General features: G+C 71.4%; 21 protein-coding genes. 16 read left to right on the top strand and 5 right to left on the bottom strand.

The features are described from left to right. Window positions 1–304: 304 nt before the first annotated feature. Window positions 305–694, bottom strand: coding sequence for a hypothetical protein (locus tag HL658_RS37555; protein ID WP_246338292.1), 390 nt, complete (start codon window positions 692–694; stop codon window positions 305–307). Here HL658_RS37555 and HL658_RS35320 point away from each other — a divergent pair. The 13 genes from HL658_RS35320 to HL658_RS35260 are packed head-to-tail and all read left to right on the top strand — an operon-like array spanning window position 575 to window position 16,859. After that, entirely contained in the window at window positions 575–1,501 is a 927-nt protein-coding gene (locus tag HL658_RS35320; RefSeq protein ID WP_246338290.1) for a GDP-mannose 4,6-dehydratase, read from the top strand. The genes HL658_RS37555 and HL658_RS35320 overlap by 120 nt on opposite strands. A 5-nt stretch (window positions 1,502–1,506) precedes the next feature. After that, complete coding sequence (locus HL658_RS35315; RefSeq protein ID WP_246338287.1) at window positions 1,507–3,042, top strand: PfkB family carbohydrate kinase; 1,536 nt, start codon at window positions 1,507–1,509, stop codon at window positions 3,040–3,042. Window positions 3,043–3,056: 14 nt separating this feature from the next. Continuing rightward, window positions 3,057–3,680 carry an SIS domain-containing protein gene (locus HL658_RS35310; RefSeq protein WP_180286797.1) on the top strand — a complete coding sequence of 208 codons (624 nt, stop codon included), beginning with the start codon at window positions 3,057–3,059 and terminating at the stop codon, window positions 3,678–3,680. Continuing rightward, window positions 3,677–4,678, top strand: a complete 1,002-nt coding sequence (locus HL658_RS35305; RefSeq protein ID WP_180286798.1) for an NAD-dependent epimerase/dehydratase family protein — start codon at window positions 3,677–3,679, stop codon at window positions 4,676–4,678. Before HL658_RS35310 ends, HL658_RS35305 begins: the two co-directional genes overlap by 4 nt. A 52-nt stretch (window positions 4,679–4,730) precedes the next feature. Then, window positions 4,731–5,729, top strand: a complete 999-nt coding sequence (locus HL658_RS35300; RefSeq protein ID WP_211109933.1) for a thiamine pyrophosphate-dependent dehydrogenase E1 component subunit alpha — start codon at window positions 4,731–4,733, stop codon at window positions 5,727–5,729. Further along, on the top strand, window positions 5,722–6,804 hold the full coding sequence (locus HL658_RS35295; RefSeq protein WP_180286799.1) for an alpha-ketoacid dehydrogenase subunit beta: 1,083 nt from the start codon (window positions 5,722–5,724) through the stop codon (window positions 6,802–6,804). Before HL658_RS35300 ends, HL658_RS35295 begins: the two co-directional genes overlap by 8 nt. A gap of 55 nt (window positions 6,805–6,859) precedes the next feature. Further along, entirely contained in the window at window positions 6,860–7,963 is a 1,104-nt protein-coding gene (locus tag HL658_RS35290; protein ID WP_180286800.1) for a DegT/DnrJ/EryC1/StrS family aminotransferase, read from the top strand. Continuing rightward, complete coding sequence (locus HL658_RS35285; RefSeq protein WP_211109932.1) at window positions 7,950–9,092, top strand: DegT/DnrJ/EryC1/StrS family aminotransferase; 1,143 nt, start codon at window positions 7,950–7,952, stop codon at window positions 9,090–9,092. The genes HL658_RS35290 and HL658_RS35285 overlap by 14 nt, the downstream gene beginning before the upstream one ends. A 10-nt stretch (window positions 9,093–9,102) precedes the next feature. After that, window positions 9,103–10,197 (top strand): hypothetical protein, encoded by a 1,095-nt coding sequence (locus HL658_RS35280; RefSeq protein ID WP_180286801.1) that lies wholly within the window; start codon window positions 9,103–9,105, stop codon window positions 10,195–10,197. Window positions 10,198–10,223: 26 nt separating this feature from the next. Next, window positions 10,224–11,348 carry a radical SAM/SPASM domain-containing protein gene (locus HL658_RS35275; protein ID WP_180286802.1) on the top strand — a complete coding sequence of 375 codons (1,125 nt, stop codon included), beginning with the start codon at window positions 10,224–10,226 and terminating at the stop codon, window positions 11,346–11,348. A 27-nt stretch (window positions 11,349–11,375) separates the two neighbouring features. Next, window positions 11,376–11,873, top strand: coding sequence for an NUDIX domain-containing protein (locus HL658_RS35270; protein WP_180286803.1), 498 nt, complete (start codon window positions 11,376–11,378; stop codon window positions 11,871–11,873). 43 nt (window positions 11,874–11,916) lie between these two features. Beyond that, window positions 11,917–14,538 carry a hypothetical protein gene (locus HL658_RS35265; RefSeq protein WP_180286804.1) on the top strand — a complete coding sequence of 874 codons (2,622 nt, stop codon included), beginning with the start codon at window positions 11,917–11,919 and terminating at the stop codon, window positions 14,536–14,538. After that, the gene (locus tag HL658_RS35260; protein ID WP_180286805.1) at window positions 14,535–16,859 is read left to right on the top strand and encodes a glycosyltransferase; all 2,325 of its coding nucleotides are present in this window, start codon (window positions 14,535–14,537) and stop codon (window positions 16,857–16,859) included. The genes HL658_RS35265 and HL658_RS35260 overlap by 4 nt, the downstream gene beginning before the upstream one ends. 28 nt (window positions 16,860–16,887) lie before the next feature. On the opposite strand, the gene HL658_RS35255 is transcribed toward HL658_RS35260, so the two are convergent. From HL658_RS35255 to HL658_RS35245, 3 genes are all read right to left on the bottom strand, one after another. After that, window positions 16,888–17,175, bottom strand: coding sequence for a hypothetical protein (locus HL658_RS35255; protein ID WP_180286806.1), 288 nt, complete (start codon window positions 17,173–17,175; stop codon window positions 16,888–16,890). A 110-nt stretch (window positions 17,176–17,285) separates the two neighbouring features. Further along, a complete protein-coding gene (locus HL658_RS35250) occupies window positions 17,286–19,286 on the bottom strand; it encodes a tetratricopeptide repeat protein (protein WP_180286807.1) in 2,001 nt (666 codons plus the stop codon). Between the two features lie 479 nt (window positions 19,287–19,765). After that, a complete protein-coding gene (locus tag HL658_RS35245) occupies window positions 19,766–20,296 on the bottom strand; it encodes a hypothetical protein (protein WP_180286808.1) in 531 nt (176 codons plus the stop codon). A 296-nt stretch (window positions 20,297–20,592) separates the two neighbouring features. Between HL658_RS35245 and HL658_RS35240 the strand changes: the two genes are divergently transcribed. From HL658_RS35240 to HL658_RS35230, 3 genes are all read left to right on the top strand, one after another. Further along, a complete protein-coding gene (locus HL658_RS35240) occupies window positions 20,593–20,898 on the top strand; it encodes a hypothetical protein (protein ID WP_180286809.1) in 306 nt (101 codons plus the stop codon). A gap of 120 nt (window positions 20,899–21,018) precedes the next feature. Then, window positions 21,019–21,822 (top strand): hypothetical protein, encoded by an 804-nt coding sequence (locus HL658_RS35235; protein ID WP_180286810.1) that lies wholly within the window; start codon window positions 21,019–21,021, stop codon window positions 21,820–21,822. A 148-nt stretch (window positions 21,823–21,970) separates the two neighbouring features. Beyond that, the gene (locus HL658_RS35230; RefSeq protein ID WP_180286811.1) at window positions 21,971–22,255 is read left to right on the top strand and encodes a hypothetical protein; all 285 of its coding nucleotides are present in this window, start codon (window positions 21,971–21,973) and stop codon (window positions 22,253–22,255) included. A 28-nt stretch (window positions 22,256–22,283) separates the two neighbouring features. Here HL658_RS35230 and HL658_RS35225 read toward each other — a convergent pair. Further along, the coding region (locus HL658_RS35225) for a GDP-L-fucose synthase family protein (RefSeq protein WP_246338285.1) at window positions 22,284–23,201 on the bottom strand (918 nt) is incomplete at its 5' end.

Genomic DNA, 23,201 nt, shown 5'->3' with positions numbered 1-23,201 from the left:
CCTGGTGCTGGCCAACAACGGCACCAGCACCGGTCTCTACCTGGTGGTCGATGCCAACGGCGACGGCCAGGTGGCGACCACCGACATCCGGCTGCTCGGTGTCTTCAACAACACCACCTCCGTCGGCTTCGGCGACGTCACGCTGGGCTGACAGCCGGTCTGAAATCCGGATCTTGGAACAGGGGGCGCTCCGCAAGGAGCGCCCCCTCTTTTTTTGTCGCGAGCCCTTGCCCGGCGGGGTCGCCAACCCTGTCAATATGGACAATCGGAAGCAAATTGAGGCATATTGCCGCTATCTCGAAAGTTAGTTTTTCATAGCCCTTCCGTGCGGATTTTGGTTAGAGTGGTTTAACCTCAATGCGTATGCATTTCTGGAGGAAGACGAGAGGCCGGCAAGGGAGAAGCAAGTTTTCGCGCCGAAATTCTCTCGCCTGATCACAAATATGATGGTGGCTCTTTCCGCCGGAAGGGTGCCAATCCTTTCGTACAGGTGACTTGGAACAGGCAGGTGTTGATGAAGGCGGTGGTGACGGGTGCGGCGGGCTTTATCGGCAGCCATCTGGTCGACAGACTCCTGAGTGACGGCTTTGAAGTTATCGGTATCGACAACTTCGCCAACGGGAACCCCGGAAACATCGCCAGAGCGGCCGAAAACCCGCGATTTTCCTTTCTCCAGGCCGATGTCGCCGATCATGACGTGATCGCCCCGGCCTTCGAGGGCGTGGACCGGGTCTTCCATCTGGCGGCTCTCGCCGACATCGTCCCTTCCATCGAGCGTCCGCTGGGCTATCACCGCGCCAATGTCGACGGCACGGTGTCGGTGCTGGAGGCCGCCCGGCTGGCCGGCGCCAAACGCTTCGTCTACGCCGCCTCCTCCTCCTGCTACGGTCTGGCCAAGGAATTCCCGACGCCGGAAACGGCCACCGTCGCACCGGCCTACCCGTACGCGCTCACCAAATGGATGGGCGAGTGCTGCGTCACCCACTGGAACCAGGTGTACGGGCTGCCCACCGTCTCGCTGCGCCTGTTCAACGTGTACGGGCCGCGGGCACGCACCAGCGGCACCTACGGCGCCGTGTTCGGCGTGTTCCTGGCGCAGAAGCTGGCCGGCAAACCCTTTACGGTGGTCGGCGACGGCACCCAGACCCGCGATTTCACCTTCGTGTCCGATGTGGTGGCGGCCTTCGCCGCAGCCGGCGGCTCCGACCTGTCGGGCGAGATCATGAATGTCGGCTCCGGCGGTACCCATGCCGTGAACCGGCTGGTCGAGCTGCTCGGCGGGCCGGTGGTGCACATCCCCAAGCGTCCGGGCGAGCCCGACTGCACCTTCGCCGACACCGCCCGCATCCGCGAGCGGCTGGGCTGGCGCCCGCGGGTGAGCTTCGAGCAGGGGGTGGGCGTCATGCTCGAGCACATCGAGGACTGGCGGGAGGCGCCGGTCTGGGACCAGGGCACGATCGCGGACGCGACGCGGAGCTGGTTCCGCTATCTCAAGGGATGAGGCGCATGGGGGTGTCGGCAGCCGACAAGATCCGGCCGATCGAGGAGCTGGGGGATATCGCGCGGCGGGCGCGCTCGGAGGGGCGCACCGTGGTGCTGGCGCACGGCACCTTCGACCTGATGCATTTCGGCCATGTGCGCCACCTGCAGGCGGCGCGCGAGGAGGGCGACCTGCTGGTGGTGACGATCACCGCCGACGCCTTCGTGAACAAGGGGCCGGGGCGGCCGGTGTTCCAGCACGCGATCCGGGCGGAGATGCTGGCGTCGCTGGAATGCGTGGATTACGTGGGCATCAACGCCGCCGCCACGGCGGAGAACGTGATCGCCGCCATCCGGCCGACCGTCTACGTCAAGGGCAACGATTACGCCAGCGCCGCGGACGACGTGACCGGCAAGATCGTGGACGAGCAGCGCGCGGTGGAGAGCCACGGCGGCCGCATCGTCTTCACCAACGAGATCACCTTCTCCTCCTCCACGCTGATCAACCGCCACCTCGACATCTACGACCCGACGCTGCGGGCCTTCCTGGACCAACAGCGGGCCGCCGACGGGCTGACGGCGATGACGGCGCTGGTGGAGCGTGTGCGGGACATGAAGGTCCTGGTGGTCGGCGACGCCATCGTGGACGAGTACCGCTACGTCGTGCCGATGGGCCGCTCGGCCAAGGAGAACATGATCGCGACCCTGTACAAGGACCGCGAGCTGTTCGCCGGCGGTGTGGTGGCGGCGGCCAACCATGTGGCGGCCTTCTGCCGGGAGGTGGAGATCCTCACGGCACTCGGTTCGGTGGACAGCCACGAGGCCTTCCTGCGCGACCATCTGAAGCCGAACGTGTCGATGTGGGCGGCGGAGGTCGGGGGTGCCCCGACCATCTGCAAGAGCCGCTTCGTGGACCAGAGCTACCTGCGCAAGCTCTTCGAGGTGTACGTCATGGACGACACCCCGCTGTCGGGCGAGCCGGAGGAGCGTTTCATCGCCGCCATCCGGGAGAAGGCGCCGAAGGCGGATCTGGTGATCGTCACCGATTTCGGGCACGGGCTGATCACCCCGCGGGTGATCCGCGCGCTGACGGAGAGCGCGCGGTTCCTGGCGGTGAACGCGCAGTCCAACAGCGCCAACGTCGGCTACAACCTGATCACCAAATACCCGCGCGCCGACTACATCTGCATCGACGCGCCGGAGGCGCGGCTGGCGATCTCCGACAAGTGGGCGGACATCGACCACATCATCTCCGAATTCCTGCCGGCGCGCATCGATTGCGACCGCATGATCATCACCAACGGCCGCTACGGCTGCGTGACCCGTGGGCCCGAGGAGCCGCTGGTGCACATCCCCGCCTTCACCAGGACGGTGGTCGACACGGTGGGGGCGGGCGACGCCTTCTTCGCGGTCACCGCCCCGATGGTTGCGGCGGGTGCTCCCTTGTCGCAGGCCGGTTTCATCGGCAACGTGGCGGGAGCGTTGAAGGTGGGGATCGTCGGCCATCGCAAGTCGGTGGAGAAGGGCTCCCTGCTCAAATACATCCAGACGCTCCTCAAATAGACGGCGGAGACGGCATGAAGGGGACCCTCGCTTCCTATTTCTCCACGCTGGACGCGCTGTGCCGGACGACGGAGGTCACCAACGCCGACGGCCGGGCGATCGCCCTGGACGAGGGGATCCGCTGGTTCCAGCGGATGGGGCGGGAAACCCACGCCTGCGGCAACACGCTGATGTTCATCGGCAACGGCGGCAGCGCCGGCATCGCCAGCCACACCGCCATCGACTACATGAAGAACGGCGGCATGCGCGCGCGCGTGTTCACCGACGGGGCGGCGCTGACCTGCCTGGGCAACGACCTGGGCTACGAGAACGTCTACGCCACGCAGATCGAGTATCACGCCCGCCCCGGCGACCTGCTGATCGCCATCAGCAGCTCCGGCAATTCCATGAACATCCGCAACGCGGTGACGGCGGCGCGGGCCAAGGACTGCGTGGTCGCCACCTTCAGCGGCTTCAAGCCGGACAACGCCCTGCGGGCCATGGGCGACATGAATTTCTACGTCCCCTCGATGGAGTACGGCTTCGTCGAGCTGGGCCATCAGATCCTGCTGCACGCGGCGCTGGACCTGGCCATGGGCTGGCACGCCCCGGCCGGTGCCGCGAAGACCCTTGAAAGCCTGGGAGAGATCGTTCGATGACGGCGCGCACTTGGCGGGTTCTGGTGACGGGCGGGGCGGGTTACGTGGGGGCCGTTCTGGTGCCCAAGCTGCTGGCGGCCGGCCACGCGGTCACCGTGCTGGACCTCTACATGTACGGCGACGACGTGCTGGCGGGATCGCGCGGGAACCCGAAGCTGCGCGAGGTCCGCGGCGACCTGCGCGACCCGGCGGTGGTGGCGGACGCGCTGACCGGCTGCGACGCGGTGATCCACCTCGCCTGCATCTCCAACGACCCGTCCTTCGAGCTGAACCCGGATCTGGGCAAGTCGATCAACTTCGACTGCTTCCGGCCGCTGGTGCGGGCGTCCAAGGCGGCGGGCGTGAAGCGCTTCATCTACGCCTCCTCCTCCTCGGTCTACGGGGTGAAGGAGGGGGTGGAGGTGACCGAGGATCTGCCTCTGGAGCCGCTCACCGACTACTCGCGCTTCAAGGCGATGTGCGAGGAGGTGCTGGAGGAGGAGCGCGAGCCGGGCTTCGTGACGCTCACCATCCGGCCGGCCACCGTGTGCGGCTACTCGCCCCGCCAGCGCCTCGACGTGATCGTCAACATCCTGACCAACCACGCGATCAACACCGGCAAGGTCAAGGTGATGGGCGGCGCGCAGCTGCGCCCGAACATCCACATCGACGACATGTGCGACGTCTATCTGCTGGCGCTCCAGCTCGACGACGCGCGGATCGACGGCGGCGTCTACAACGCGGGTGAGAAGAACCACTCGGTGTCGGCGCTGGCGGAGATCGTGCGCGGCGTGGTGGGTCCGCATGTGGAGGCGGAGGTGCTGCCCACCAACGACCCGCGCTCCTACCACGTGTCGTCGGAGAAGATCGCGCGCGACCTGGGCTTCCGGCCCAAGCGCACCATCGAGGACGCGGTGCGCGATCTGGCGACGGCCTTCGCCGACGGGCGGCTGCCGGATTCGATGGACGACCCGCGCTACTACAACATCCGCACCATGCAGCGCATCGGTCTGACGTGATGGCGGGCGTGACGGCCGGCGTGACGGGCGGGCGGAAGGAAGGACGGGGCCGGTGACCAGGACGACGACCAGCGGCGGCGCCGCGACGGTGGGCGACAACTCCCCGCTCGGGCTCTACCGCTCCATGCTGCGCATCCGCCTGATCGAGGAGGCGATCGCGGAGCGTTACGCCGAGCAGGAGATGCGCTGCCCGGTCCATCTGTCCATCGGGCAGGAGGCGGTGGCGGTCGGGGTCTGCGCGGAGCTGCGGCGCACCGACAAGGTGGTCAGCACCCACCGCTGCCACGCGCATTATCTGGCCAAGGGCGGCGACCTGAAGGCCATGATGGCGGAGATCTACGGCAAGGCCGCCGGCTGCTGCGGCGGGCGTGGCGGCTCCATGCATCTGTTCGACGACGATGTGGGCATGCTGCTCAGCCTGCCCATCGTGGCGAGCTGCATGCCGATCGCCGTGGGTGCGGCGCTCGCCCTGCGGCAGGAGGGCACGGACGGGGTGGCCGCCACCTTCTTCGGCGACGGCTCCATCGAGGAAGGCGTGTTCCACGAGAGCATGAACTTCGCCGCCCTGCACCGGCTGCCGGTGCTGTTCGTGCTCGAGAACAACCTGTACTCCTGCTACACCGGCCTGGCCGACCGCCAGCCGGACCGGCCGCTGGCCGATCTCGCCAAGGCCCACGCCATGGCGGCGGAGACGGCCGACGGCAACGACCTGGAGGCGGTGCGGGCGGCCACGGCGCGGGCGGTGGCGCGGGGCCGGGCCGGCGAGGGGCCGACGCTGCTGGTGTTCGACACCTACCGCTGGCGCGAGCATTGCGGCCCCAACTACGACAACGACATCGGCTACCGCACGGAGGCCGAGTTCCAGGGCTGGAAGGCCGGCTGCCCGGTGGAGCGGACGGCGGCGGCGCTGCGCGCGGCCGGGCTGCTGGACGAGGCGCTGGAGGCGGCGCTGCGCCGCGAGCTCGGGGCCGAGGTCGCCGAGGCCTTCGACTTCGCCCGCAACGCCCCCTTCCCCGCGGCGGACAGCGTGAAGGACCACGTGTATGGCTGACACCCGCCTGATGAACGTCGCGGCGGCGCTGCGCGAGGCGACCGACCTGTGCATGGCGCGCGACCCGCGCGTCTTCGTGATGGGCGAGGGCGTGGCCGACCCCAAGGCCATCTTCGGCACCACCGCCGGCCTGCTGGAGCGTTACGGCCGCGACCGGGTGATGGAGATGCCGATCGCCGAGAACGGCTTCACCGGTGTGGCCATCGGGGCGGCGCTGCTGGGGCGCCGGCCGCTGATCATCCACCAGCGGGTCGATTTCGCGCTGCTGGCGCTGGAGCAGCTGGTCAACAACGCGGCCAAGACGCGCTACGTCTCCAACGGGCGGCACCGGGTGCCGCTGGTGGTGCGCATGATCGTCGGCCGCGGCTGGGGTCAGGGGCCGGCGCACTCGCAGAGCCTGGACGCGCTGTTCGCGATGATCCCCGGCCTGAAGCTGGTGCTGCCGACCACCGCGCGGGAGGCCAAGGGCCAGCTCATCGCCGCCATCGAGGACGACGACCCGGTGATGATGATCGAGCACCGCTGGGTCCATTACGCCACCGGCCATGTGCCGGAGGGTTACTACACGGTGCCGCTGGACGGGCCGCGCCGGGTGCGCGAGGGCGGCGACGTCACCATCGTCGCCACCTCCTACATGCTGCTGGAGGCGCTGCGGGCGGCGGACACGCTGGCCCAGGCCGGCGTCCAGGCCGACGTCATCGACATGGCGGTGCCGCGCCCCTTCCGGCCGCAGCTCGTGGTGGATTCGGTGCGGCGCACCGGGCGGCTGCTGTGCATCGACACCGGCTTCCGGCTGTTCGGCATCGGCGCGGAGCTGGTGGCGAGCGTGGCCGAGCAGGCCTTGGGATCGCTGGCCAAGCCGCCGGTGCGGCTCGGCCTGCCCGACCATCCCACCCCCAGCACGCGGGCGCTGCTGACCGATTTCTACCCGACCGCGCTCAGCATCATCGACGCCGCCGCGGAGCTCGCGGATGTGCCGGTGGAGCGCATCGCCGGCCCGCGCGAGGCGCTGGCGGTGGAGCTGTCGAAACTGCCGATGGACGTGCCGCACCCCACGTTCCGCGGCCCCTTCTGAGCCGCCTGTCCCAGGCGGAACATCCGATGCCGGAGCACCCGAGGCCGAGGTCCCCATGAAAGTCCGTTATTCCTACCTGCCCCAGCAGTTCGCGGAGATCGACGACCTGCTGGCCGAGATCAAGCGTTTCGTGGCGACCGGCGACTTCACGCTGGGCAAGCCGGTGGTGGAGTTCGAGCGCCGCTTCGCCGAGCTGATCGGCACGAAGCACGCCATCGGCGTCAACTCCGGCACCGACGCCATCAAGCTGCCGCTGAAGGCGCTGGGGGTGGGGCATGGCGACGAGGTGATCACCACCGCCAACACCTTCATCGCCACGGTGGGCGCCATCGCCGAGCTGGGCGCCCGGCCGGTCTTCGTGGACTGCGACGACAGCTTCTGCATGGACGTGGGCCAAGTGGAGGCCGCCATCACGCCGCGCACCAAGGCCATCGTGCCGGTGCACTTCACCGGCTACATGACCGACATGCGCGCCCTGATGCCGATCGCCGAGAAGCACGGGCTGCCGGTGGTGGAGGACGCCTGCCAGGGCATCCTCGCCAACATCGAAGGCCGCAACTCCGGCACCTGGGGGCGGGCCGGCGCCTTCTCCCTGCACCCGCTGAAGAACCTCAACGTGTGGGGCGACGCCGGCGTGGTGGTCACCGACGACGACGCCATGGCGCACAGCCTGCGCCTGCTGCGCAACCACGGCATGCGCAACCGCGACGAGATCGAGGTGCTCGGCTGCAACAGCCGGCTCGACAGCCTGCAGGCGGTGGTCGGCAACTGGCTGATCGGCACGGCGCGGGAGATCTCCGACAAGCGCATCGAGAACGCCGAGTATTACGACCGGCATCTGGGCGAGATCCCGCAGATCCGCATCCCGCCGCGGCTGCCGGACATGCGGCTGGTCTACCACCTCTACATCGTCTTCGCCGAGGATCGCGACGGGCTGCTGAAATACGCGCTCGACCGCGGCATCGAGGCCAAGGTCCACTACCCGATCCCGCTCTACCGCCAGGACGCGCTGAAGCATCTGGGCTACGAGGCCGGAAGCTTTCCGGTGACCGACCGCCACACGACGGAGATCATCACCTTCCCCACCGACCAGCACATCAGCCGGGAGGAGCAGGATTACGTGATCGAGACCGTGCGGAGCTATTATGCCGGCCGCTGAGGGGGAAAACGCCGAGGGCGCTCCGCTGCCGCCGATCCCCTACGTCAACCTCTCCGCCCAGTTCGAGGAGGAGCGCGAGGAGCTGCTGGCGGTGGTGACCGCGGCGCTGCAACGCGCCGACTTCGTGGGCGGTGCGGCGGTGGGCGGGCTGGAGCGGGCGCTGGCCGACTTCCACGGTGTTGCGGAGGCGGTGGCGCTCAACTCCGGCACCGACGCGCTGATGCTGGCCATGATGGTGCTGGGCATCGGGCGCGGCGACGAGGTGATCACGCCGGCCAACTCCTTCGTCGCCTCCACCGCCAGCGTGGTGCATGTGGGCGCCACGCCGGTGCTGGTGGACGTCCTGCCCGACCAGAACCTGGATCCGGACGCGGTGGAGCGCGCCATCACCCCGCGCACCAGGGCCATCATGCCGGTGCATCTGACCGGCCGGCTGGCGGACATGGACCGCATCATGGCGCTGGCCGAGCGGCACGGGCTGGCGGTGATCGAGGACGCGGCCCAGTCGGTCGGGTCCACCTGGCGCGGCCGGCTGGCCGGCACCTTCGGCGATGTCGGCTGCTTCTCCGCCCACCCGCTGAAGAACCTGAACGCCTGCGGCGACGCCGGCTTCCTGGTGACGCGGCGGGCCGACCTGGCGGAGCGGGTGCGCCGGCTGCGCAGCCACGGCATGGTCGACCGCAACACGGTGGCGGAGTTCGGGCTGGTCTCCCGCCTCGACACGCTGCAGGCCGCCATCCTGCTGATGCGGCTGAAGCGGCTGCCCGGCGTGATCGAGCGGCGCCGGCGCAACGCCGCCCTTTACCGCGAGCTGCTCGATCCGGCGCATGTCTTCGTGCCGCCCTGCCGGGAGGAGGAGTTCAACACCTTCCACACCTTCGTGGTGCAGGTGGACCGGCGCGACGAACTCCAGGCGCATCTGGCGGCCCAGGGCATCGGCACCGCCATCCATTACCCGGTGCCCATCCATCTGCAGCCGGCCGCCGCCGGGCTGGGCCACAAGCCCGGCGATTTCCCGGTGACCGAAGCGCAGGCCCGGCGCATCCTGACCCTGCCGGTCAACCAGTTCCTCGGCGCGGACGACGTGACGCGCGTTGCCCGGGCGGTGAACGCCTTCTACCGGAGTTGAGAGCACAGCCATGAGCGCCACCCCGACCGCGGCCCCGCTTCCTTACGAGGCGCTCGTCGCCGAGTTCCAGGACGGGCTGCTGAACGCGCTCCGCGGGCACGGCGCCTCGCAGGAGTTCCTGGAGATGTGGGTGCCCGACGAGGACCCGGTGCTGGGCATCCTCAACATGGTGGAATCGGCGGAGACCGCCGGCTGCCCGGAGATCGCGGTGCGGGTGCGGCTCGACACCCTGCCGGCGGCCCGCCACGCGGAGCTGGAGGGGCTGCTGGCCGGGCTCGGCATCGCCACGGTGCGGACGGAGCAGGGCGGGGACACGGCGCTGGTGACGGTGGCCGCACTGGGTGCCGGCTCGGCGCTCCAGCACCTCCACCCCGCGCTGCGGGCCGGGGTGCAGCGCCGGCTGGCCGCCATCGGCCATGAGGGGACGCTGCCGGAGACGGCCGGGCTGCTGCGGGTCGTGGCGGCCGACGGGCCGGCGGAGCTGGCGGTGCTGGTCGACCCGGCCACCCATGTGGTGGAGAAGGCGCGCCACAACCAGGGCCGCGGCCCGGTGGAGCGCGCGCTGCTGGACGCGCTGTGCGCGGCGGTCGAGGGCACGCCGGTGGACGACGCCGCCGACCATGGCCCGATCCGCGCGCTGGCGGATCTGGCCGACGCCGACGCGCCGCGTCCGGTGCCCGGCATCCTGCACCCGGTCAACGCCGACCCGGCCTTCGGCCCGGTGCTGCGGCTGGCCCACCATCTGCGCGACGAATACCGCGCCCGCGGCACCCTGGCGGAGCGCTACAACGAGTTCGACCTGCCGCCCTCGACCGGCTGGACCCTGCTCGGCGCCGACGCGCGGGCCGCACGGGTAACGGAGGGGATCGCCGGGTTCCTGGCCGCCGCCGGGCAACCGGACGACGCCATGGCGCTCCTGCGCATCGACGACGACCTGCACGGCCATCCCGTGCGGGTGGTGGTGACCTTCGGGGCCGGGGTCGCCGCCGGCGACAAGCCCGACCTGATGCGCGCCCTGGAACGCCACCTGAAGCGGAGCGTGGAGGGTACGCTGCAGCTCTACCACGAGCAGCGCCGCGACGAGAACAGCATCCGCCGGCTGTGAGCCACGACGATCGGGAGACCAGGACCATGACCAGCGCCCTGACCGAGCACACCGAACTCGTCCTCGACGGCACCAAGATCGCCTGGCACCTCGACCGGGTGCGGGCGTGGGAGCGTGGCGAGCGGGTGGCGCCGATCACCATCGACATGGCGCTGACCCGCGCCTGCAACTACGGCTGCCACTTCTGCTACGCCATGCTGCAGGAGAACGACCGGCAGGTGATCACCCAGAAGGTGATCTACGACTTCCTGGAGGACTGCGCCGAGATCGGGGTGAAGGGCATCTCGCTGGTGTCGGACGGCGAGAGCACCATCTCCCCCGTCTTCGTGGACACCATCCGGCGCGGCAGCGAGCTGGGGCTGTCGATGGCCTGCGGCACCAACGGCTTCGTGCTGAACAAGCGCAAGCTGGAGGAGATCCTGCCGCACATGACCTATCTGCGGGTCAACATCTCTGCCGGCGAGCGGCAGCGCTACGCCGAGATCATGGGCGTCAAGGAGCACTGGTTCGACCGGATCTGCGAGAACATCCGGGACATGGTGGCGATCAAGAAGCGCGACGGGCTGGCCGTGACCATCGGCCTGCAGATGGTGCTGATGCCGCAATACGCCGACCAGATCATGCCGCTGGCCCGGCTCGGCAAGGAGCTGCGCCCGGACTATCTGGTGATCAAGCACTGTTCGGACGACGAGGACGGCACGCTGGGTGTGGATTACGGTGGCTACGAGGCGATCTACGACCGCCTGCGCGAGGCCGAGGCCCTGTCGGACGACGAGTACAAGGTCGTCGTCAAGTGGTCGAAGATCCAGGACGGCCACCGCCGCAGCTACCAGCGCTGCTACGGCCCGCCCTTCATGATCCAGCTGTCCGGCTCCGGCCTCGTGGCGCCCTGCGGCATGCTGTTCAACGAGCGCTACAAGAAGTTCCACATCGGCAACATCTGCGAGACGCGCTTCAAGGACATCTGGGCGTCGGACCGCTACTGGGAGGTGATGAACCACCTGGCCGGGCCGGAGTTCAACGCCCAGACCATGTGCGGCACGCTGTGCCTCCAGCACAAGGTCAACCAGGCCCTCGACGCCCACCTCAAGGGCCGCCACACCCTGCACATGCCCAACGGCAACCCGCCGCAGCATCTCAGCTTCATCTGAGGCGCCGTGCCGATGGATCCGGGAGCCATGGGCCCGGACGACGAGGGCGGCCGGCTGGCCGCGGCGGCGGCCGGCGGGGGGCCGTGGCTGCGCGATGTGGCGGCGCTGATGGTGACGCCCGACGGGCGTTACCTGATGCAGCTCCGCGACCACCGCCCGGCCCGCGTGCCCGACCATTGGTGTCTGTTCGGTGGTCGCGTCGAGCCGGAGGAGACGCCGCGCGCCGCCCTGCTGCGCGAACTGGCGGAGGAGCTGGAGTTCACGCCGCGGGCCGTGCGCTGGTTCACCGAGACCGGCTTCATGATGCCGCAGCTCGGGGTCGGGCCGAGCTGGAAGAGCTTCTTCGAGATCCCCGTCACCGAGGCCGAGGTGGCGGCCATGGTGCAGCACGAGGGCGCCGGACGGCGCCTGTTCACCCTCGACGCGCTGCTGGACGAGCCACGGCTGGTGCCATGGGACGCGCACGTCGTGATGCTGCACGCGCGTCGTGACGTGGTATTCCGTAACGCAGCCTCGCCGCTGTAAAGCGCGGCGGGGTCCGGCCATTCCGTCGGAAGCGAGTCCCGCCATGCAGAACATCCCCAAGTCGGCCGAGACGTTCCGGGCGGAGACCCGGACCGGCGGCGGCTGGGCGGCGGCGGGCCCGTGGGAGGATGCGGCGGCGGCCGTGCGAACCGGCCTGCGGCGGCTGGAGGGCGACCCGGCCGCGGTGGTCCGGGTGGCGGGGCCGGACGGGGCGGCGCCTGTCGCCGGGCTGTCCAACGCTTGGACGCTGCTGTCGGCCGGCCGGGCGGGGGAGGCGGCGGCGCTCTACGCCGCCCGGTTCGAGCGCGGCGGCGCCATCCACGGCCGTGCCCTCTACCGGAACCTGGAGGCGATCGGGCCGGGCGGCGTCGCCGTCGGCGCGCTGTACGCCCTGCTGCCGGGTGTGCCCTGGAACGCCGTCCTGCACCCGGCGCCTGCCGTCGACGGCCGTACGCCCGAAGGGTTGCGCGACAATCTCGCCTTCCTGCATCTGGCGGCGGAGATCGGGCCGGAGGATCCGGCGGTGCTGCACGACATCGCCTGCGGCATCCTGCGGGTGGAGCCGCCGACGCCCGAGCGCATCCGCATCGCCCTGACGCTGCTCCACCACGCCTGGGAGACGGCACCGCACTGGCCGGCGCCGCTCGGCCGCATGGCCAACCTGCTGCTGGCGCTGCGCGAGCTGGACCGGCTGTTCCAGGTCTGCCGGCTGCTGGAGCGCCTCCCCGGCTGCCATCCCGTCTTCCGGCTGGTCCGCGCGCTGCTGACGCTGGAGATGGGGGAGCCCGCCCAGGCCCGGCGCCTCCTGCGCGGCCTCCTCGACGAGCATCCCGGCCACGCCGACGCCCACGGCGCCCTGGCGCTGGCCGCGGCGGTGGAGATCGCGGCCTTGCCCTTCACCGACCGCGGCACCGGCGGGCGTGCCCTGATCGGGCCGGCGGAGCAGGCGGCGCGGGCGGCCCTGGCGCTGGACGGGGGCAACCCGACGGCGCATCTGGCGCTCGCCATGCTGTACGGCCTGTTCGGGCGCTGGGCGGAGTCGGCGGCGCACGCCGGCCGGGTGCTGGCCGCCTGCCCCGCCATGTCCTACGCCCTGTTCCTGGTCGCCCGCAGCCACCAGGCCCGCAACCGGCTGGCCGAGGCGGACGCCGCCTTCACCGGGCTGCACCGGCGTGGCGGCAACGACGCGGCGCTGCGCCACCGCTCGCATCTCCGGCGCTGGTCGGGGGCGCTGGACGGCAGCGTCGTCTTCACGCCCATCCCCGACGGCCCCTGGACGGAGGAGGGCGGGGACCCGGCGCTGGTGGCGGACACCCGCATCCTCCGCCTCTGCCCGCTGGCCGACCACGGCTTCGCCCTGACGCTGGCGGTGGAGGATCTCCGTCCCGCCGGGGCGGGGGAGGAGACGGTGCTGCTGGAAGGGCTGCGCGCGTACGCGCTGCGGCTGTCCGTCGATGCCGGCGGCACGCTCGCCCTGTCGGTCGGCGACGGCAGCCGCTGGAGCCTGCTGGAGCGCGCGCCGCTCGCCAGGCTGGACGGAGCCACCTCCATCCGCCTGACGCTGACCCGCCGCGCCGGCGGTTTCACCGCTGTTGTCGATGGGGGCGGCCGGCGGGATTTCCCCTGTTCCGACGCCTTCGCCATCCCCGGCGACACGCTGGTGGTCGGCCCGGGCGACCGGCCGCTCGACCCGCTGCCCTTCCGCGTCGCCGGCTTCCGGCTGGGCATCGCCCCCTATGAGCCGGGGCTGCCGTCGCGCCGCGTGCATGTGGTGAGTTTCTTCTTCGGCGAGGCGTACGCGCGGATGTTCGCCGGCACGATGCTCGCCTCCCTGTTCCTGGCGGAGAACCTGCCGGATCTGCGCCGCGACCACGCGGTGACCGTCCGCGTCTACTGCACAGACGCGGAAGCGCCGCTGATCGCCCCGGCGCTCGACCTGCTGCGGCGGCAGGGTTTCGCGGTCGAGCTCGACCTCGACGTCATCGGCTGCCGGGCCGGCGACCCGCGCGCCAACCTCGGCGACTGCGTGGCCGACGCCATCGCCGCGGCGCTGCGCGAGGACGCGGTGATCGTCATGGCGCAGCCCGACCATGTCTTCGGGCGCGGGCTGGCCGGCCGCATCCGGGCGCTGCCCCGGCACGGCTATCTGGTGTGCGGGCACCCGCGGGTCGACACCGCCGGGCTGGCGGCGGTGGAGCGGCTGGTCGGCGACCCCGCGCGCCACCGCGCTCTCACCAACGCCGATCTGGTGCGGCTGGCGGTGGAGGGGTTCCCGCACAACACGCTGCGCGCCGGGCTGGCCGGCGACGAGTACTGGCTGCGCGCCCGGCGCGAGGCGGACCGGGTGGTGGTGAACTTCAAGGAGCCGCCGCCGCTCGCCTTCTACCCCGCCCGCGACCTGCTGGCGATGCTGACCGGCGATGGCTACACCATCCCCTTCGAGGCGATCGACCACGACATCGTCGACCTGATGCACCGCACCGGCCGGCTGCACGCGGTGACCGACAGCCGCGACTTCTTCTGGCTGGAGTTCTCCCCCGACCGGAAGAACGCGCCGACCATCTTCAACGACTACTGGAGCCGGGGGGCGCAGGCGATGCGCGCGCTCGACCTGCACTGGCACACCGGCAAGGCCGGGGAGAGCGGAGGGGGGCCGCCGTCATGACCGAGGTCCGCTATGTGGGGAACCTGGAGTACGTCACGGTCGACCGTGTCTGCGGCTGGCTGCGCAACGACTCCGCGCCGCACGTCCCCTGCCACGTCGATCTCTATGTGGACGACGGCTTCGTCGGCACCTACGCGGCCGACCGCTACCAGCCGCAGCTCGACGGCTCCAACGGCCGGTCCAAGTTCTGCTACTTCGAGATCCCCATCCACGGGCTGGGCAGCGCCGACACGGTCATCGACGTGCGCATCGCCGGGACGCGCGTGTCCCTGCCCAACGCCCCCGTCCGCACCTGCCACGACCGGGCGCTGATCGACACCGCGCTGATGCATCTGCGGCCGGAGACGGCGGAGCTGTGCCGCACCGCCTTCACCGAGGCCCGCAACCCGCGCCCCGAGCCGGAGGAGGCGGCGCTTCCGGCCTTCACCGCCCCGTCGCCCACCCTGTCGCAGGCCGGGGTGCCGGTCAGCGCCTTCCTGGAGCACCAGTACCGGCGGCTGCGCGGCCACACCAAGTATCACCTCCAGACCCCGGCCGACCTGTTCGACTTCCTGCTGGAGACGGTGTCGGAGTTCAACGTCCATCCCGACACGCGCATCCCGCTGCCGCCGCCGCTGGTGGCACTTCTGGCGGCCGGGCGTACGGACGCCGACGGGGTGTACCGCTCCGACTTCTGCCGCCGCTTCCTGGAACGCCGGGCGCGCACGCCCGGCCCGGAGATGCCCGGCCCGGATTCCGATCCGGATTCGGCGGCGCGGGGGCTGAAGGATTTCTTCGACTGGGTCTTCCACGAATCCCGCCTGCCGCTGGCGGTCTTTCCGGCCGAAAGCCGCGCCTATCTGAACGCCGCCGGGCGCGACGACCCGTCGGGCATGGCGCTGTCCCGCTTCTACGAGCTGCTGCTCGCCGATTCCCCGAACCTCGCCGGCGCGCTGGGCGCCCCCGTCGGCGCCCGCGACGGGTGCCGCGGGCTGCGCACGCTGTTTCCCGCCCTCTTCCTGGCGACCATGTGGCTGGTGCGACACCGGCTCACCGGGCTGTTCGTCGGCCGGGAGGTGGAGCGGCTGCTCGACCGCCCGATCCTGCACGACGGCACGACCTTCACCGGGCTCGCCTATTTCTGTCACCGGATCGGCATCCCCGCCGCCCCCGGCCTGACGCTGGCAGCCCTGGCGGCACCGCGTCCGCGGCCGGCCGCGGCGGTGCGGGCGGAGGACGGGGTCAACCTCTACGGCTTCTTCGGCGACCGCACCGGTCTCAGCCGCGCCGCCATCGCCACGCGGGACCTGCTGCGGCGGGCGGGGATCCCCTTCACCCAGCCGGTGCTGCCGCCCTCGCGCGGGATCGAGGTGCTGCGGCCCTTCCCCGTCAACCTCTGCCATTTCGGCTTCATCGGCGTGCCGGGCGACATGATCAGCTTCGGCATGGAGCGTTTCGCGGGGCTGCGCAACGTCGGCGTCTTCTTCTGGGAGACCGACACCCTGCCGGAGATGGCGCGGCTGACGCTGGCGGTGATGGACGAGATCTGGGTCCTCTCCGACTATTGCGCGCGGGTCTTCCGCAAGGCGTTCGCCGGCCCGGTGCATGTGGTGCCGACCCTGCTCGACATCGCCCCGCCGGCTGGGGGGCCGGCCGCGGGGGCGGGGACGGAGGAGCCGGACCGTGTCTTCCGCTTCTATTTCTGCTTCGACGCGCTCAGCACCTACACCCGCAAGAACCCGCTGGGTGTGGTGGAGGCGTTCCGCCGCGCCTTCCCCGACGATCCGGGGGTGGCGCTCACCATCAAGGTGCGCAACAGCCCCGACCGCCCGTCGCCGCGCAACGCGCTGGAGCTGCACCGCATCCGCGCGCTGATGGCGGGGGACCCGCGGATCGGGCTGGTGGATGTGGACGAATCCTACGAAGGCTCGATCCGGCGGATGGCGGGCTGCGACTGCTACGTGTCGCTGCACCGCTCGGAGGGCTTCGGCTACACGATGGCGGAGGCGATGGCGCTGGACAAGCCGGTGATCGCGTCGGGCTATTCCGGCAACCTGGACTTCATGGACGACGCCAACGCCTTCCTGGTGGGCGGCGCCGAGCGCTACATCGGCCAGGACGAGTATGTGGACGTGCCGGCCGGGTCGCGCTGGTTCGAGCCCGACACCGCCCACGCCGCGGCGCTGATGCGCCTCGTCCGCGAGCGTCCGGACGAGGCGCGGGAGCGGGGCCGCCGCGGCGGGGAGCAGGTCCGCCGCCTGTTCTCGGCCGACCGCGTGGCGGAGGTCTACCGCCGCCGGATCGCCGAGTCCTGCCGGGCCTGGAGGGAGGGCCGCGGCTGACGGCGGGGGGTGACCGGGAGGGGCCGCCTCAGCGCGTGCGGCGCAGGACGCCCTTGGATTCCAGATCGTTGATCAGGCTGCCCAGCGCCTGGTGCACCTGCATGACGGTGCCGACCGACAGCGCCATCCGCATCACCACCTCGCGGTGGCTGGCGTTGGTGGCGGGGTCGAGCGCGAGGCTGAAGAAGTTCAGCTTGACGATGCCGTCCTTGTAGGTGGCGCCCTGGTAGCCATCGACATAGATCTCCGGCACATGCGCCCCCATGCGCAGGGGCTGGGCGGGGGTGGTGTCGCCGCGCGCGGTCTCGTCGCTCATCGTGCATCCTCCGTGTGGGGTGGAACGGAAAGCTGTGTTGTCGGACGGGGCGCAACCCTAGCCGAGCCGGCGACCGCGCACCATGGGCAACCGCCGGCCGGGTCCACGTGTCACGGCGCGGCGCCGGGCGGCAGCGGCGGCACCAGGAATCCCCGCGGCGGCGCGCCGCTGGTGTGGATCGCCCACATCGTCCCGTAGGCGCGTTCCAGGTGGCGGGTGAAGCGGCGGCTGTCGAACAGCGGCACGGTCAGCCGCGTCTCCTCCAGCCGCCGGCGCAGGGCGTTGCGGGCGGCCGGGTCGAGGGCGAGGCGGAGCGCCAGCTCCTCGTAGGCGGTGGGGCTGGTGGTGATCAGCTCCGGCACACCGGCGGCGGACAGCAGCCCGGCGGCGACGCGCGAGGCGAAGGTGCCGCCCATCAGCGTCACCACCGGCATCCCCACCCACAGCGCGTCCGACGTGGTGGTGTGGCCGGTGTAGGGGAAGCTGTCGAGCCCGAGATCGGCGATGCGGTAGCGGGCGAGATGGTCGGGCAGCGGGCGCTTGGGCGCGAAGACCAGCCGGGCGGGGTCGATGCCGCGCGCCGCCGCCTCGCGCCGCAGGTTGCCGGCGGCCTCCGGGTTGGCCTCGAACAGCCACAGCACGCTGCCGGGCAGCCGCGCCAGCAGCCGCATCCAGATGCCGAACATGGAGGGCGTGATCTTGTAGGTGGTGTTGAAGGCGCAGAAGACGACGGCGTCCTCCGGCAGCCCGCACTCGGCCCGCGTCGGCACCCGCCCGTCCAGCGGCCGGCGGCGGTCGTTGATCTGGTAGCTGTCGGGCATCACCACCAGCCGCTCGGTGAAGTGCGCCTGATGCTCCGGCGGCGTCACGAAGCGGTCGCCGACGACATAGTCCAGCACCTCGCAGCCGGTGGTGCCGGGATAACCGAGATAGGTGGCCTGCACCGGCGCCAGCCGCCGCGACAGCAGGTCGAGCCGGCTCTGCTTGGTGTAGCCCTTGAGGTCGACCAGGATGTCCACCCCCTCCTCCGCCACCAGCGCCGCCACCCGGTCGACCCCGGCGTTGCGGATGTCGTGGAAGCGGTCGAAGGCCTGCACCAGCCGCCGCCGCATCGGGCTGCCGTCGTCGGGGCCGAAGGAGAAGGCCAGGATCTCGAAACGGTCGCGGTCGTGCAGTTCGAACAGCTCGGCGGCGAGGTAGGCGGTGGCGTGCTCGTGGAAGTCGGCCGAGAAATAGCCGATGCGCAGCCGCCCGCGCGGACCCGCCGGCGGGGGATGGTAGGGCGGGGCGTGGGCGGCGCGCACCAGCCGCTCGCTGAACAGCCGGGCGGAGCGGAGCTGCTGCTCCGCCGTCAGCTCGATGGACAGGGTGCCCAGCGGCAGCGCCACCCCGCGGTCGCCATCGATGATGGCGGCGGTCTCCCGGCACAGCGCGTCGTAGCCGGTCCAGTCGCACACCGCCTGCAGGCTGAACAGGCGGTAGCTCATCATCTCCGTGCGCGCGGGATCGAGCCGGTAGGAGCGGCCGTAGGCGGCGGCGGCGGCGGTGAGCAGCCCGCCCTCGCGCAGCGCGTGGCCCAGGTCGCGCCACGCGTCCGCCATGCCGGGGGCGAGGACCGCGGCGCGGCGGTGCAGGGCGACGGCGCGGCCGACCTGCCCCTTCTCGCGCAGCAGCGTGCCCAGGCTGTTGGCCGGCATCGGCTCGTCGGGGCCGAGCGCCATGGCGCGGGCGTAGTCCGCCTCCGCCCCCTCGTGGTCGCCCAGCGCCCGGCGCGCGTTGCCGCGGTTGATCCGGCCGCCGGACCAGTCGCGCAGCGCCAACGCCCGGCCGTGCAGGACCAGCGCCGCGGCCGGCCGGCCGTGGTCCTGCCGCAGGATGCCCAGATTGCCCAGCGCCTCCGCGAAGTCCGGCCGCACCGCGAGCGCCCGCTCCAGCCGGTCGGCGGCCGCGGCCACGTCCCCCGCGGCGAGCAGCGCCAGCCCGAGGAGGTGGAGCGTGTCCGGCTGTTCGGGAATGGCGGCGAGGATGGCGCGGCACACCGCGACGGCGTCGCCCGTCCGGCCGGCGCGGTAATGGGAGAAGGCGAGCCCGAAGGCCTCGTTGAGGGTCATGGCGGCGGAACGGTGGGAAGGGCCGCCGTCTGGATAAGGGCCGCCATCACCGGGCGCAAGGCGATTCGTCGGGACCGGCGTGGCGCCGCCCTGGCCGCGCGGCTTCCACGCCTTGACACCGGCGCCGAGGCCGTGCCGGCGTCCCGCGCCTGCCGACCCCCACGGTGTCACCACGATGCCCATCGTGAGCCAGAGCGTCGCCGGCCCCATCACCGGTCGGGACTTCCTGCCCCGCCTCGACGCCGAATTCCTCGAACGGCTGGCCGTCCGCGGCCCGTCCTTCCGCGTGATGCTGGAGGCGCTGCAGGCGATGGGGAAGGACGGTTTCTTCATTCTGGAGACCGGCTGCCTGCGCATCCCCGACAACTGGTTCTGGGACGGGATGAGCACCCATGTCTTCGACCAGTTCGTGCAGTCCCACGGCGGCCGGGTGGCTTGTCCCCAGGCGCGCAGCAGCCCCTCCAGGTTCTTGCGCGGGGTCAGGCTGGCGATGTTGAGCATCCGCAACCCGACCGCGGCGAGGGGACGCCCGTCGGGCAGCGCCAAGTCGGGTGGCGGGGCGTCCAGCTCGGCCTCCGGCGGGTCGCAGCCGAGCGGGCAGAGGCGGATTCGGTCGGCAGCACCAGAAGGTCGTGCCAGCGCGCCCGCTCCACCCAGGCCGGCGGCACCCGGTCGAACTCGGTCATGGACAGGTTGACGTTGACCAGTCCGGGAACCGGGAGCAGCCAGTCCGGCAGCTCGAAATGCAGCGCCACCCGGCTGTTCACCAGAGCGCCCAGATGGTCGAGCCAGGGATCGCGGCTGCCGGCGTCCAGCTCCGGCTCCCACAGGGTGCCGGCGACCCGCAGGGCCAGCCGCTCGGCCAGCCGCAGCCGGACGGCCGCGTTGAGCGGGTCGAGCCGGGCCGCCCGCCGCCAGGACTCCACCGCCGCGGCCCGGTCGAGGCTGTCGAGCACGGTGGCCAGCGCCCCGTGCAGGGCCCAGGCCGCGGGATACCCCGCCAACGCCATGCGGAGCAGCCGCAGCCCCTCCTCCGGCCGGCCTGCTCGTGCGTGGCCGCGGCGCGCAGGAGGTCGGCCAGGGTGAGGGTCGTGCCGGGGGCTCGGGCATCGCGGGAGCTCTCGGGAGAATCCGGGACGGGGCGGAAAGCGGTTGACTCGACGGTCACGGCGATATAGGAATTAAAACGTATTCATCGGAATTCCGTCAACGCACCGACCCGACGCCCGCCCGGCCCCCGCCGTGGCGGGCGTCGCGCGTTTCCGGACCCGGCGCCTTTGCCCCCGCACAAGGAGACCCTGACACCATGCCGCTCCTGCCCACGGACGATTACGGCCAGCGCATCCAGGCGCTGCGGCCGGGAACCGCGCAGACGGTGGCCGTCGGCGACGCCTCGCACGCCTCGGCCCCCTTCGCCGCCGGCACCACGGTGGTCCGGCTCGTCGCCACCGCCCACTGCTTCCTCGCCTTCGGCGCCATCCCGGTGGCGACCGCCGCCGGCCATTATCTGCCCGCCGGCGCGCCGGAATATTTCCGGGTGGTGCCGGGCGAGTCGGTGGCGGCGCTGCGCGCCGGCGCCGACGGGGCTCTCCACATCTCGGAGATGGTCTGATGCTGGCCCGCCTCGGCCGGCTCCTGGGGGCGACCCGCCGCTTCGCCGGCGCGCTCGCCACCCGCGACGGGCGCGCGCTCACCGCGCGCTCCGGCGACCGTCTGATCGCGCGGTGAGCCCATGTCGGACATCGCCATCCACCAGCTTCCCGCCGCCGGCACCCTGACCGGCGCCGAGACGCTGCCGATCGACGACGGCGCCGCCACCCGGCGCACCACGGTCGACGCCATCCGCCAGGGCCTCGCCGCCACCGGCCACGGCCACGCGGTGGCCGAGGTGACGGGCCTCCAGGCGGCGCTCGACGCCAAGGCCCCTGCCGCGTCGCCCGTCTTCACCGGGACGGTGTCGGTGCCGGCCGGCAGCGCCGCCGCCCCCGGCCTGTCCTTCGCTGCCGGGACCGGGGTTTCCAGCCCGGCCGCCGGTACCGTCGGAATCTCGACCGGCGGATCGGAGCGGGTCCGGATCGGCTCCGCCACCGCGGCGACGACCGTCACCGTCAGCTCGGACGCGACCGGAGCCGACATCGCGCTGCTGCGGGCGAACGCCACCAGCAACACCAGCTCGGCCGCGATCCTGCTGGGGAACACCCAGGCCAACGTCGCCGGCGGCTTCTCCCTGTCCGGCGACGGGGGGCTGCATCTGCACGCCGGCGTGACCGCGTCCGGCTCCGCGACCGTCGCGTCGCGCAGCCTGTCCATCAGCGCCGGCGGTGCGGTGAATGTCCTGACCGGGGCTTTCCAGATGGGCGGGACGCCGGTGGTCACGGCGGCGCGTCACCTCTGCCTGCGCAGCTACACCGTCGCCACCCTGCCCAGCGCGGCGGGCCTGTCCCTCGTCTACGTCTCCGACGGCGCCGCGAACAAGCGGCTGGCCGTCAGCGACGGCAGCGTCTGGCGCTGGCCGGACGGCGCCGTCGTGAGTTGATGCCACGTTTCATTGATCGTGACCGGTCAATGGCCCTCAGACGCCGGGCGGCCCGCATCCGCGGGCCTTGGCCCCCCATCCATCTGGACGCCCATGTGGGCGCGGGGCCTCAACGGCCCATCAAGCCCCCCTTCCACCGGAGGATCGTATGCAGACCAAGAAGCTTCCCTACGAGTTCCTGGCACGCTGGGACCAGGACGGCCGGCTGGCCGGCGCCCACGCGCAGTTCCGCTACGTCACGCTGGCCGACGACGGCAGCGTGATCGGCGAGTTCACCGGCCCGGCCGAGCCGGTGGCGGCGGCGGGCGACGCCGGCTTCCCGCTGGCCGACATCCTGGGCGAGTTGCAGATCGCCGCGCTGGCCGAGCGTGACCGGCTGGCGGCCCGACTGGCGGTGCTGCCGGACCCCGCCACGGAAGCTACCATTTCATGATTTTATGAATTGACAAAAGGGGCGGTGGTCACGCCGCCCCGCGCAGCGCCCCGCTGTCGAGATGGTCCACATACCAGCGGTAGGCCTGGGCGAAACCGTCGCGCAGGCTGGTGGGGGCCGTCCAGCCCATGGCGGTGAGGCGGGAAACGTCCATCAGCTTGCGCGGCGTCCCATCGGGTCTGGAGGTGTCGAAGCGGAACTCCCCCCGCCAGCCGATCACCTCGGCCAGCAGCTCGGCCAGACCGCGGATGCTGGTCTCCACCCCGGTGCCGACATTGACGTGCTCCTCCCCCGAATAGCGCTCGGCCAGGAACACCAGCGCGTCGGCGAGGTCGTCCACGAACAGGAACTCGCGCAGCGGCGTCCCCGTCCCCCACAGCTCCACCGTGTCGGCGCCGGTCACCTTGGCGCGGTGGATCTTGGCCAGCAGCGCCGCCGCCACATGCCCCTGCTGCAGGTCGAAATTGTCGCCGGCGCCGAAGAGGTTGGTCGGCATGGCCGAGATGAAGTCGCAGCCATACTGCCGGCGGTAGGCCTGGCAGAGCTTGATGCCGGCGATCTTGGCGACCGCGTACCACTGGTTGGTCGGCTCCAGCGGCCCGGTCAGCAGCTGGTCCTCGGCCATCGGCTGCGGCGCCATGCGCGGGTAGATGCAGGAGGAGCCGAGGAAGACCAGCTTGCCCACCTCCGCCTTCCAGGCGCCGTGGATGATGTTCGTCTCGATGACGAGGTTGTCGTAGAGGAATTCCGCCGGGCGGGTGTCGTTGGCGTGGATGCCGCCAACCGTGGCGGCGGCCAGGAAGACGGCGTCGGGGCGCGCGTCGGCCATCCAGCCCTCCACCGCCTCCTGCCGGCGCAGGTCGACCCGGTCGCGGCCCACGGTCAGAATCTCACAGTCCTCGCGCTCCAGCCGGCGGACGATGGCCGACCCGGCCATGCCGCGGTG

The organism is Azospirillum oleiclasticum (assembly GCF_013423485.1).
GTDB lineage: Bacteria > Pseudomonadota > Alphaproteobacteria > Azospirillales > Azospirillaceae > Azospirillum > Azospirillum oleiclasticum.
Note: the sequence above shows the minus strand (reverse complement) of the source record. Positions and strands in the feature narration are given on the sequence as shown.